Here is an 11,180-nt window from a genome sequence, read left to right on the forward strand (position 1 = left end):
TTACACGCCTATTATCGATTACAGGAATACCCCGTTCCAGTTATTACAAATGGCGAGCAACACAGCCGCAGCGAGACGCAAGACAAGACCGTGATCGTGAGATCAAAGAACACATGATGGCTATTCATTTTGCAAACCGAGAGTTTGGTTATCCTCGCATGACAACGGCGCTCTGGGAGGCTGGTCTGAACGTTAATCACAAGAAAGTATGGCGAATCATGCGGGAACTATCGATCCAATCGGTCATTCGTAAGAAGCGGAAGAAGTCCAGCTATACGCCATCTGTGATTTATCCGAATCGCCTGAAGCGCAAATTTCATGCCACAGCCCCCCAGCAAAAAATGGTGACGGATATTACTTATATTTCGGATGGAAACACATTCGTTTATCTGTCTGTCATTCAAGACTTGTTCAACAACGAAATTGTAGCTTCGCAATTATCTAAACGGAACGATGTTCAGCTCGTATTGGATACGGTGGAACAATGGACACAAAAAAGAGACGTTTCGGAAGCCGTGCTCCATTCGGATCAAGGCTTCCAATACACATCTCAGGCGTACAACACACGATTAGAAGCATTCGGCGTGAAGGGCAGCCACTCTCGCAAAGCAACCTGCCTGGATAACGCATGCATCGAATCCTTCTTTTCGCATCTCAAGACAGAGAAGCTGTACCTTAACCAGTGTAATTCAGAAGCAGAGATTCGACAAGCCGTGGAAGATTACATGTACCATTACAACTACCGACGATTTCAAGCCAAACTCAAACAGCGCGCACCGATTGAATATCGATGCGCACTGGCAGCATAGCTTTTTTCATCTGTCTACTTGACAGGGGTATGACCAATTTCACAATTGTGAGCTAGGGTGTTTTTGTCTGTGCTTATTGGAATTATTATTATTTTAGCAACTTCTCTGGGTTCTTCACTTTAATGGAAACAACTTCGCCACAATCCAGACAAACCGTGTACATTTTTTCCACACCGAGAGTCATTTTCTTATCCAATGGACGAAGGTTGATGTAATCCGATGCTTCTACGAAAGATGTTCCTCCGCAATCATGACATTTCTTTTCTGATGTACTCATAAGTTCATTCCACCTTTTATTCATTTGTAATGTGTTCATTAATATAATATTCATTAAATGGAAATACAAAATTATCTAATTATTCATCGTAGATTAGGGTCCGTTAGTCCGTAAATTAAATTTTTATTTTGCCTTCTAAAGTCCACTCCAAATATTTGGACACTGAAGGTGCGACCCATTTTCGGCTGTCATTTTCATGATTCCACACAAACACGTCATCTCTACACGTTCCATCCCCTGTCACAGGAAAAGCAAATAAATCCCCAATCCCACTTTCCCCGAAGAAGAGCAGGTGATCAAAGGGCATGTAGTAATCTTGGGAGTGGTCATCCCGATAATGTCTGTTTTCATTCTTAATTCGATCTTCTGACCAGATAAGTCCCAAATCGTAAATAGCTCTGACTCCATTGGTTTCGAGCAATATTTCTTTTAATTCACGAGGGAGCGTAACCTGTAAGGAGTCTTCCATCTTTGCAATGTCATCACCAGATGCAGGGGGACTGAACGTATACTCCTTCGAAATGCTATGAAGATGCTCTTTCCACATGAATAAAGGCCTCCTCGATATATTCTAACTGTCAGTAACGAATGAAACGGTATGTAATTGATTGAAAAAAGAAGTCCTTCTTAACTTAAAAGGCTACTGTTTTTGATGTAGCGCAGTAATGTTATGTAAGGACTACTCTTCTAACTCCAGTTTACCAAGTTAGCCAACCGCTCGTTCGTTTATAGTTGTGCAGAAGATCGTATTGCTCGTGGTGCATGAGACGCTTCATTTTGGTTCTATACAGACGATAATCATGTTTACGATCGGGTTTACTTTCTTTGTTGTAATGCGTGCTCTTGATTCCTTTACGGTGATCTTTCAGCTTTTCTTTTCTTGGATCAATGAACTTCTTGTTGTGTCTCTGTGCAAAAGCTGTTTCATTTTTCCATGATTGAATCTCTTCTTGTGTGAACATCTTCATCCCCGTTGTACCGGGCTAGATTTTGGCTTGAGTAGCCAGTGCCTTGAGCACAACTAATAGGAGAAGAATTTTGGGTTGAACATCGTCATCACCTCAGATTTAATCATCCTTATTTTAACATATAAAGCCGTCCGATCAATTCTGGTCTAAGCGTTATTATGGGTACTGTTCTGGAGTAGAGATGATCACGCAACAAATCCCTTTTGGACGAGGCATAGGATTACCTTTATAGTGGTAAGAAGAGAATGCTTGAGACGGGAGCAGGGGGATCGGTAACAATTATGAATATAATAAATGAAGTTAAAACGATATTTTTCGATGTGGATGATACGTTATATGATCACTTGCAGCCGCTTCGTGGCGCGTTGCAGGACGTTCTTTGCCTGCCAGATGATTTCCCTTATGCTGAGGCCTATCATCGTTTTCGTTTTTATAGTGACTGGTTGTCTGCACAAGAAGATCTGTCCGCTGTACCAGAACCGGATGCGGTGGAGCGAATGCGCCGTCGGAGGTTTGAGCTGACGATGGAAGAGTTCGGACTTCCCCTACAATTGGGACGGGCTGAAGAACTGCAAGCACAGTATCTGAGCAGACAGTTTGAGATTGTACCTTTTGAAGGAGCGTATGGGTTAATCAGAAGGCTTCAGGCAGAAGGTCATACTGTCGGTCTAATCACCAATGGAGAAGGGGAGCATCAGCAGCGTAAGCTTGAAGCACTGGATGTGCTCAGTCTCGTGGACGAGCATCTGGTCTTCATCTCCGGTACAACTGGTTATGCAAAGCCGGATCGCAGGTTGTTTGAATATGTGAGTAAGCAGTCCGGGACAGATGCCCGTTCCAGCTATTACATTGGCGACTCGTGGCGTAATGATGTGGTAGGTGCGGTCGATGCGGGGTGGACAGTCATCTGGTTCAACCATCGGGAGGCGCTGCCGGAGTCCGATCATCAACCTCATTTTGTAGCACGGAGCTATGAAGAGATCAGTCGTATTCTAACTTTTGAGTGTGTTCAAGCTTAAGGAGATTTATGTTTAAAGGAGCAGTCTTGTTACCGTCATAGGTGCAGGTCTGCTTTTTTATAATATACCTTCTATAAAGGCATCAATGATGAGGTGTCTAATTCTTCGCTTTCAATTACAATTGCCATGAGTCCAGCTTCTGTTTTGGTTTCGTGCCATTCATGTTTATCCCAGAGAACCGCTTCGCCACAACGAACTTTGATGTATTCATTTGCTTCCCCTCTAACCCAACCCTCTCCACTTACTATTAAAAGGAGTTGAGGAACTACAGCTTGGTGATAACCTATAACCCCACCCTCAGCTAAATGCATACATCCGATATGAGCTGCTTTGTTGGTCTGCGTAATACGTGACATTACGAAATTAGAATCGAATTTGGTAATCTTCTTCCCTGACTCTTGTTTAAATTGAAATATCCTCATGTTTACCTCCGCAATAGTGACTAAGTTAACTTCCTTTAATGGTAACTATCTTTATGATGGGTATCATCCTATTTCACTAATTAATGGATAATCCGATCAGATGAGTCTATCATAACTCCAATAGGTTGGGGAGAGTTTGCTTAAAATCATCTTTTTTTATTAGCCTGCGCCAATGTTTCTATGAAGCTGTGCTTCATGAAATCTTCATTTGAAAGAGTAGTTCAGAGCCTTCCCAAACAGGATGTGCGGTGTTATAATTAAAACAAGATTTAGATTAAGTCTAAATTAAAATGAACGAATCAAAGTAGTCCATAACAATCAATCAAATTCTATTTTTATATTCGAGAGGGGATAAATTTCATGAGCACAATCCAAACTAGAAACAACACTTTTGCTAACAACGCCACAGCACTTCAAGAGGTCCTGAACCGTCAGATCGCAGGTTGGTCCGTACTGTACACGAAACTGCATAACTTCCACTGGTATGTCCAAGGGCCACATTTCTTCACATTGCATGCCAAATTCGAAGAGCTGTACAACTTGGCTACAGCAAATATGGACGAAGTTGCAGAACGTTTGCTTGCTATTGGTGGACGTCCGGTGGCTACAATGACTGAACAGCTACGTCTGTCTCCAATTGAAGAGGCACAAGGCCAGTTGTCTGCTGAGCGTATGGTAGAGTCGGTGGTTGCTGATCTGCGTACGATGGTGGAAGTGATTCATCAAGGCATTCACGAAGCGGGAGAAGCAGAGGATAAGGCAACGGAAGATATGCTGATTGGATTCACCGCTGCCTTGGATAAAGAGGTCTGGATGTTAAACGCATTTCTGGGCAAATAAGCAAAGTCACCCTACATCCTGACAACGATATGTAGAGTCCGTGAACAAACTGTCCGTTCGCTTACAAATCCGGTGTGCTTGCCGTATAATGATGGCATTCAAGATGTACAGAATGGTGGAATGAACGATGCGGTCAGACCTGGAACAATTGCAGGAAGAAGCTGAACGGTTTATATATACATGTTATGAAGAGCTGGGCCATTCGCGTGAAGACGCGCAGGTCCGGCTTGCTGTCGTTATGGGCGAGATCGAAGTAACGGGTACCTATGTGCATACCACAGAAGAATTGGAGCAAGGTTGTAAAATGGCCTGGCGGAACAGCAACCGCTGCATCGGGCGGCTGTTCTGGGATAAATTGCGAATCGTGGACGCACGCCATGCCGATACAGCAGGAACGGCAGCGGATGCTGTGCTGAATCATATTCATGTGGCATCCAACGGTGGCAAAGTGATTCCGATGATTACCATCCTTCCACCGGATGGGCCGAATGGAACTCCGGTACGTCTCTGGAATCATCAGCTTATTCGTTATGCGGGATATGAGACAGAGCAAGGCATTGTTGGAGATCCTGCTTCGGTGGAATTGACCAAGGCGGCCATGTCACTTGGCTGGCAGGGGGCAGGTAGCTCCTATGATGTGTTACCGCTCATAATTCAGGTGCAAGGACAAGCTCCAGAGTGGTATGTTATACCCGAAGAAGAGATTGTGGAAATTCTTATCGAACACCCGGAACGAGCGGAGATTGCGGAGCTTGGCATGCGCTGGTACGGTGTGCCGATGATTGCCGATATGCGTCTGGAGATTGGTGGCATATCCTACCCGGCAGCACCGTTCAATGGTTGGTATATGGGTACCGAGATCGGCGCCCGTAATCTGGCAGACACGTTTCGGTATAACAAGCTGCCTGCAGTGGCGGCAGCATTTGGATTGAATACGTCGAGTGAAACGACCTTGTGGAAGGACCGTGCGTTGGTAGAGCTGAATGTGGCTGTGCTGCATTCGTTCAAAAAAGCAGGCGTGAGCATTGTGGATCACCACACGGCAGCAGCGCAATTTGCGATGTTTGAACAGCGGGAAGAGAAGGCTGGGCGTGAACTGACCGGGGATTGGGTGTGGCTGATTCCGCCAGTGTCCCCGGCGACAACGCATATATTCCACAGCTCCTATCGCAATGAGATCGTGAAGCCGAACTTTTTCCATCAGGATCAGGCGTATACCCTGAAAGATGGTGTGGCATCTGCCGCAGAGCCGCGAAGCAGCGAGCAGCAGAATGCACAGGTAGAGAATCCCCAACCACAGGCTGATGAGGCACCAATGAAATGCCCGTTTGCACATTAAATTGTGCAGGCGGGTTATTTTTTGGGATCCTTTTGTATCAAACGAAGGACTACCCCTCTTTCAATCGATACCGACTGCGCATCGCGGCCTGAACTACAATGGCAGCAGCAATCAGCACCAGATTGAACACAAACACAGAGTAAAGCGATCCAACTTCCGTAAGCAACGCAGCAACCAGTGGAGACACGATGGAGCCGATCTCGGCCGCAGAGACAATTTTGCCTATGACAGAACTTCGACTCTCGTCTGGTATGTGATCACCAATATGGGCAAAGAACGAATCCATGTAACAGGCTCCTCCAACCCCGCCAATGAGCATGCCAACGTAGACCCATAGTTGGGAGGACGTGCTTAGAAATACAGCAACTTCGATTCCAATCAGGAACATGCCGAGCATGCAAAGCAACAGGCGATCGCCCATCCGGTCAGAGAGATAACCAACAAAGGGAGCAGCGGCAAGCGTAGAAATCCCGGAGACGGTGAAGGCGAGACTGGTGGCAAATGGGTCCCAATGCATGATGTGAGCTGCATACAGTGCGAAATAGGTGAGGAATACCGCGTAGGCGCTCATCTCCAGAAAATGTACCGTGCCGTAACCGATAAGCTGCTGCCGCTGTGTGAGCCTTGTAGACAAACCTTGAGTATGCTTTGCGTCAGACGGTGATGAAGATAAAGGAGGTTCAGTGGATGCAGCAAAAGGGTGGGATTCACTGATGGTGGAATCTACAACAACGTTATCCGTGGAGAGTGGCGAATGTGATGATTTGTCGATAGGTTCTTGTGTCACAGTAGCCGAAGGATCCTCTATTAGATGATCACTTAACGTATCCCCAGATCCATGATTGGCTCTAGCTTGTGTCGTCGTCTTCATCCCCATCGCAGCGACCACGGCCATCAGACAACATACGGTAACGAGCAAAAAAGGAACCGATAGCGGCCAATGCAAAGCCAGCCAGCCACTTATGACGGGACCGAGTACCATACCGCCGCCCTCACTGCTACTGATATATCCATTGTATAGGCCGCGGTTGTCTACATTGCCCCCATCCCCGATGATGGAACGTACGACCACGGTAAGGCCCGTGGAAGCGAGCCCCTGTAGAAGTCGGAGCAGGCCGAATAACACCACAGCTTTAGACAGCGCGAAGCCACCCATACAGACTGCCAGCAGGATCAGCATCAGGACGAGCGCATTTTTCCCTCCGAGTTTTCTATAAATTGCCGCCGCAGGAACACCACCAATTACTTTCCCTACATAAAAAAGTGCAAAAATAACCCCCATCATCCAGCCGGACAGGCCGAATTCCTCAATAAACAAAGGAAACAGGGGCAGGATCATGAATCCGCCCATCTGACTTAGGAAACAAATGGTCATTAGCAGCGGCAGGTTACGACGAATTTCCAAGAGCGAAGACTCCTCTCACACATAAAATGGAATCCCTAATATGCTTTATTTTCCAATTGAATGCGTAGATATCGACATATACCCGTAATGTATGCAGGATTTATGAAAATAAGAAGAAATGACACGTGGTGTTTACATCAAAACCATTGCGGATATACCTGAATCATATATAATAGATGGGTTATCAATAAGGAAACATGGACGAAAGTGTACAGACTTAAGATGTACCTCAAGTATAAGGGGGCGATGTGAAGCATGTCAGAACAACAACCGATTATCCGCTTCGAAGCGGTGACTCAGCAATACGATCAGGATGAAGCCGTATTGAAGGCAGTCAGCTTTGAGATTGAGCGGGGTAAATTTTATACGCTTCTTGGCCCGTCAGGGTGCGGGAAAACAACGATATTGCGGCTGATTGCCGGTTTTGCGGAGCCGACACAGGGCAGTATTTATTTTAACGGTGCGCTTATCAACCGAGTGCCTGCCCACCAGCGGCAGGTGAATACCGTATTTCAGGATTACGCGTTATTTCCACATTTGAATGTATTTGAGAACGTGGCTTTTGGTTTGCGGATCAAAAAGATGAAAACGGCTGAAATTCGCAGCAAAGTGTTGGAAGCCCTCAAATTCGTCAATCTGTCCGGTTATGAAAACCGTGAAATTGGTGAAATGTCTGGCGGACAACGGCAACGTGTTGCGATTGCACGCGCCATTGTGAACGAGCCTGAAATTCTCCTGCTGGACGAGCCTTTGTCAGCACTCGATCTGAAGCTGCGGACCGAAATGCAGTACGAGTTGCGGGAGCTGCAACAGCGACTGGGTATTACGTTTATCTTTGTTACGCATGATCAGGAAGAGGCTCTAGCGATGTCGGACGAGATCTTTGTCCTGAATGGCGGCGTGATTCAACAGAGCGGTACACCGAATGATATCTATGATGAGCCGATTAACCGCTTTGTGGCGGACTTTATCGGGGAATCGAACATTGTATCGGGCAAAATGAAGCAGGACTTTGTGGTGGAATTCGCTGGCGCACAGCACGAATGTGTCGATCAGGGTCTCCAGCGGGACGAGCCGGTAGAGATTGTCATTCGCCCAGAGGATCTGGAGATTACAACCGAAGACCAAGGCAAACTCAAGGTCAATGTGGATTCCCAGTTATTCCGCGGGGTGCATTACGAGATATCTACGTACGACGATGCGGGCAATGAGTGGCTTGTTCATTCAACCAAGAAAGCCGTTGTCGGCGCACGGATTGGACTGTATTTTGACCCGGAAGCGGTACACGTCATGCGCTTTAACGAGACCGAAGAAGAGTTCGACAAACGACTCGAAGCCTACCAAGAGGCCGCTCATGCAGACTAAGGCCAGCACACGCAATGCGTATCTGATTCCATATGTATTATGGATGGTGTTGTTCGTTGTGGCGCCGGTTCTGCTGGTCATCTATTACTCGTTCTTCGACGTTGAAGGGAACTTCACGTTTGGCAACTACGCCCGGTTCTTCACACCGGTGTACTTGCAGATGACGCTCAGTTCGTTCTGGTATGCATTTCTGATTACGGCCTTCTCGCTGCTGATCTCCTACCCGACGGCGTATATGCTGACCCGGACGAAGCACAAGCAGTTATGGTTGCTGCTGATCATTCTGCCAAGCTGGATCAATCTTTTGCTAAAAGCGTATGCCTTCATCGGCCTGTTCGGAACGTACGGCCTGACCAACTCCCTGCTTGAAGTCGTGGGTATTGGTACACAGCAGATTTTGTTCACCGACTTCAGCTTTATCTTTGTCTCGGTGTACATCTTCATTCCATTCATGATCCTACCGATCTTCAATGCGCTGGAAGAGATGAATCCATCGTTGATCTATGCGGCGCGTGATCTGGGAGCCTCATCGTGGCTGACCTTCCGCCGAGTTATCTTTCCACTGACGATTAGTGGAGTGAAATCAGGCTGTCAGGCTGTATTTATTCCTGCGCTGTCTCTGTTCATGATTACCCGCCTCATTGCGGGAAACCGTGTAATTACACTGGGAACAGCGATTGAACAGCATTTTCTCGTCACCCAGGACTGGGGGATGGGTTCAACGATTGCTGTCTTTTTGATTATTGCGATGGCGATTATTATGTTCCTGACTGGATCAGGCAAGAAGGAGGTGCGTAATGGGAAGAAACGGAAAGCTGTCTAACGTCTATCTAGCCGTTGTATTCGCCATATTGTACGCACCGATTGCGTATCTGATCTTCTATTCCTTCAATAGTGGCGGCCACATGCGCAGCTTCGAAGGATTCACGCTTGAATGGTACAGAGAGGTGTTCGCTGATACTCGGCTGCTCATCATTGTGCTTAATACATTTATCATCGCACTGCTGTCATCGGCGATCTCAACGATCCTTGGTGTTGCAGGAGCACTGGCGATCTACCATGTGCGTCGCAAACGGACCAAAAATACGCTGCTGTCACTCAATAACGTGCTCATCGTGAGTCCCGATGTCATCATTGGTGCATCGTTCCTGATCCTGTTTACCATGATTGGCATCAAACTGGGCTTTACTTCGGTTCTGTTGTCTCATATTGCGTTCAGTGTGCCGATTGTTGTCATCATGGTACTGCCGAAGCTACAGGAGATGAGTCCGACACTGATGGATGCAGCACGGGATCTGGGCGCTGGTTCCTGGCAGATTCTGACGCGTGTGGTGCTGCCATACGTGAAACCGGGTATTTTTGCCGGATTCTTCATGGCCTTGACGTACTCGCTCGATGATTTTGCAGTAACATTCTTCGTCACAGGTAATGGATACTCCACACTCTCTGTAGAGATATACTCCAGAGCAAGGCAGGGCGTATCCTTGTCCATCAATGCCTTGTCCACCCTGTTGTTCCTGCTGACAGTGTTGCTGGTCGTTGGATATTACTTCATTAACCGCCGTGCAACGCGGATTCCACCTGGAGGGAAGGGGCTGCGTCCATGAAGCAACTGGTACGGACATTTGCAATTGTATTCGTGGCCGCCTTTGCCCTGATGATCCTGGCTTCGTATCTGAACAAGAGTCAGGGGTATTCTGGCGGCAACACGCTGACCATCTATAACTGGGGCGATTATATCGACCCGGATCTGCTTAAGGAGTTTGAGGACGAGACGGGCATTAAAGTGATCTATCAGACGTTTGATTCCAATGAAGCGATGCTGACCAAGATTGAGCAGGGCGGTACTACGTTTGATGTGGCGATTCCTTCCGAATATGCGATTAGCAAAATGAAAGAGGAAGACCTGCTCGTTCCAATTGATCACAGCAAATTGACTAACCTGAGCAACATCGATCCGCGGTTCTTGGACTTGTCCTTTGACGAAGGCAACAAGTACTCGATCCCTTATTTCTGGGGAACAGTGGGGGTTGTGTTCAATCCCGAACTGGTGGATGGGTTGACGTTTGATAGCTGGAATGACCTGTGGGACCCACGTCTGAAAAATCAAATCCTGCTCCTTGACGGTGCACGCGAAGTCATTGGTATGGGTCTCAACAGTCTCGGGTATTCCCTGAACGATACCAACGAAGATCATCTGCAAGAAGCGCTGAAGAAGCTGTCTACATTGACACCTAACGTGAGAGCGATTGTCGGAGACGAGATCAAGATGTTACTCGCGAATGAGGAAGCAGCCGTTGGACTTGTATGGTCTGGAGATGCGTCCGAGATTATGGATGAGAACGACAAGCTGGATTATATGGTGCCGGAAGAAGGCTCGAACCTCTGGTTTGATAACATGGTTATCCCGAAGACGGCAAGTAATATTGAAGGAGCACACCAGTTTATCAACTTCATGCTGGACCCGGATCATGCCGCTCGCAATGCGGAGTATGTCGGATATTCCACACCAAACGCCGAGGCGCTTAAGCTACTGCCAGAGGACATATCGGAGGATGAGCGCTTTTATCCAGACGAGACACTGACAGGTAAGCTGGAGGTCTACGATAATCTGGGCAAAAAAATGCTCTCGCATTATAACGACCTGTTCCTGGAGTTTAAAATGCACAGTAAATAACCGCCAACAGCGTATGTACAGTTCGTTAGATCTGAAAAAAAAAAGGGTTGCTGCTCGTC

Annotated in this window: 13 protein-coding genes; 8 read left to right on the forward strand and 5 right to left on the reverse strand. The window is 47.0% G+C overall.

The annotated features are described in order from the left end of the window. Positions 1 to 809 (forward strand): IS3 family transposase (locus ACE04G_RS06060; RefSeq protein WP_486094248.1); only part of this gene is annotated, 809 nt, incomplete at its 5' end. A gap of 88 nt (positions 810 to 897) precedes the next feature. Here ACE04G_RS06060 and ACE04G_RS06065 read toward each other — a convergent pair. The 3 genes from ACE04G_RS06065 to ACE04G_RS06075 form a co-directional block, all read right to left on the reverse strand. After that, the gene (locus ACE04G_RS06065; protein WP_145149558.1) at positions 898 to 1,086 is read right to left on the reverse strand and encodes a hypothetical protein; all 189 of its coding nucleotides are present in this window, start codon (positions 1,084 to 1,086) and stop codon (positions 898 to 900) included. Between the two features lie 115 nt (positions 1,087 to 1,201). Further along, complete coding sequence (locus ACE04G_RS06070; protein ID WP_133386174.1) at positions 1,202 to 1,633, reverse strand: SMI1/KNR4 family protein; 432 nt, start codon at positions 1,631 to 1,633, stop codon at positions 1,202 to 1,204. Between the two features lie 151 nt (positions 1,634 to 1,784). Further along, entirely contained in the window at positions 1,785 to 2,048 is a 264-nt protein-coding gene (locus ACE04G_RS06075; RefSeq protein ID WP_449004089.1) for a hypothetical protein, read from the reverse strand. A gap of 287 nt (positions 2,049 to 2,335) precedes the next feature. Here ACE04G_RS06075 and ACE04G_RS06080 point away from each other — a divergent pair, with 287 nt between their 5' ends. Further along, positions 2,336 to 3,073, forward strand: coding sequence for an HAD family hydrolase (locus tag ACE04G_RS06080; RefSeq protein WP_449004088.1), 738 nt, complete (start codon positions 2,336 to 2,338; stop codon positions 3,071 to 3,073). 71 nt (positions 3,074 to 3,144) lie between these two features. Here the strand turns inward: ACE04G_RS06080 and ACE04G_RS06085 are convergent, their stop codons facing one another. Further along, a complete protein-coding gene (locus tag ACE04G_RS06085) occupies positions 3,145 to 3,495 on the reverse strand; it encodes a cupin (RefSeq protein WP_449004087.1) in 351 nt (116 codons plus the stop codon). A 360-nt stretch (positions 3,496 to 3,855) separates the two neighbouring features. On the opposite strand from ACE04G_RS06085, the gene ACE04G_RS06090 reads away from it, so the two are divergent. Together ACE04G_RS06090 and ACE04G_RS06095 are read left to right on the forward strand one after the other, a co-directional pair. Further along, positions 3,856 to 4,335, forward strand: a complete 480-nt coding sequence (locus ACE04G_RS06090; RefSeq protein WP_449004086.1) for a Dps family protein — start codon at positions 3,856 to 3,858, stop codon at positions 4,333 to 4,335. 127 nt (positions 4,336 to 4,462) lie between these two features. After that, positions 4,463 to 5,674, forward strand: a complete 1,212-nt coding sequence (locus ACE04G_RS06095) for a nitric oxide synthase oxygenase (RefSeq protein WP_449004085.1) — start codon at positions 4,463 to 4,465, stop codon at positions 5,672 to 5,674. Between the two features lie 49 nt (positions 5,675 to 5,723). On the opposite strand, the gene ACE04G_RS06100 is transcribed toward ACE04G_RS06095, so the two are convergent. Further along, the gene (locus tag ACE04G_RS06100) at positions 5,724 to 7,079 is read right to left on the reverse strand and encodes an MFS transporter (protein ID WP_449004084.1); all 1,356 of its coding nucleotides are present in this window, start codon (positions 7,077 to 7,079) and stop codon (positions 5,724 to 5,726) included. 255 nt (positions 7,080 to 7,334) lie between these two features. Here ACE04G_RS06100 and ACE04G_RS06105 point away from each other — a divergent pair, with 255 nt between their 5' ends. From ACE04G_RS06105 to ACE04G_RS06120, 4 genes are read left to right on the forward strand one after another with little or no spacing between them, the layout of a single operon-like run. After that, a complete protein-coding gene (locus ACE04G_RS06105; protein ID WP_036612848.1) occupies positions 7,335 to 8,444 on the forward strand; it encodes an ABC transporter ATP-binding protein in 1,110 nt (369 codons plus the stop codon). Further along, positions 8,434 to 9,267 carry an ABC transporter permease gene (locus ACE04G_RS06110; RefSeq protein WP_017691799.1) on the forward strand — a complete coding sequence of 278 codons (834 nt, stop codon included), beginning with the start codon at positions 8,434 to 8,436 and terminating at the stop codon, positions 9,265 to 9,267. Before ACE04G_RS06105 ends, ACE04G_RS06110 begins: the two co-directional genes overlap by 11 nt. Further along, on the forward strand, positions 9,242 to 10,051 hold the full coding sequence (locus ACE04G_RS06115) for an ABC transporter permease (protein ID WP_062836831.1): 810 nt from the start codon (positions 9,242 to 9,244) through the stop codon (positions 10,049 to 10,051). The genes ACE04G_RS06110 and ACE04G_RS06115 overlap by 26 nt, the downstream gene beginning before the upstream one ends. Then, positions 10,048 to 11,121 (forward strand): ABC transporter substrate-binding protein, encoded by a 1,074-nt coding sequence (locus ACE04G_RS06120; protein WP_036667861.1) that lies wholly within the window; start codon positions 10,048 to 10,050, stop codon positions 11,119 to 11,121. The genes ACE04G_RS06115 and ACE04G_RS06120 overlap by 4 nt, the downstream gene beginning before the upstream one ends. Positions 11,122 to 11,180: the final 59 nt, after the last annotated feature.

This window comes from Paenibacillus sp. AGC31, from assembly GCF_057334655.1.

Excerpts from the sequence above, each read along its gene's own strand:
- ACE04G_RS06065 (WP_145149558.1), bottom strand. The coding sequence starts at position 1,086 with ATGAGTACATCAGAAAAGAAATGTCATGATTGCGGAGGAACATCTTTC.
- ACE04G_RS06070 (WP_133386174.1), bottom strand. The coding sequence starts at position 1,633 with ATGTGGAAAGAGCATCTTCATAGCATTTCGAAGGAGTATACGTTCAGT.
- ACE04G_RS06075 (WP_449004089.1), bottom strand. The coding sequence starts at position 2,048 with ATGTTCACACAAGAAGAGATTCAATCATGGAAAAATGAAACAGCTTTT.
- ACE04G_RS06080 (WP_449004088.1), top strand. The coding sequence starts at position 2,336 with ATGAATATAATAAATGAAGTTAAAACGATATTTTTCGATGTGGATGAT.
- ACE04G_RS06085 (WP_449004087.1), bottom strand. The coding sequence starts at position 3,495 with ATGAGGATATTTCAATTTAAACAAGAGTCAGGGAAGAAGATTACCAAA.
- ACE04G_RS06090 (WP_449004086.1), top strand. The coding sequence starts at position 3,856 with ATGAGCACAATCCAAACTAGAAACAACACTTTTGCTAACAACGCCACA.
- ACE04G_RS06095 (WP_449004085.1), top strand. The coding sequence starts at position 4,463 with ATGCGGTCAGACCTGGAACAATTGCAGGAAGAAGCTGAACGGTTTATA.
- ACE04G_RS06105 (WP_036612848.1), top strand. The coding sequence starts at position 7,335 with ATGTCAGAACAACAACCGATTATCCGCTTCGAAGCGGTGACTCAGCAA.
- ACE04G_RS06110 (WP_017691799.1), top strand. The coding sequence starts at position 8,434 with ATGCAGACTAAGGCCAGCACACGCAATGCGTATCTGATTCCATATGTA.
- ACE04G_RS06115 (WP_062836831.1), top strand. The coding sequence starts at position 9,242 with ATGGGAAGAAACGGAAAGCTGTCTAACGTCTATCTAGCCGTTGTATTC.
- ACE04G_RS06120 (WP_036667861.1), top strand. The coding sequence starts at position 10,048 with ATGAAGCAACTGGTACGGACATTTGCAATTGTATTCGTGGCCGCCTTT.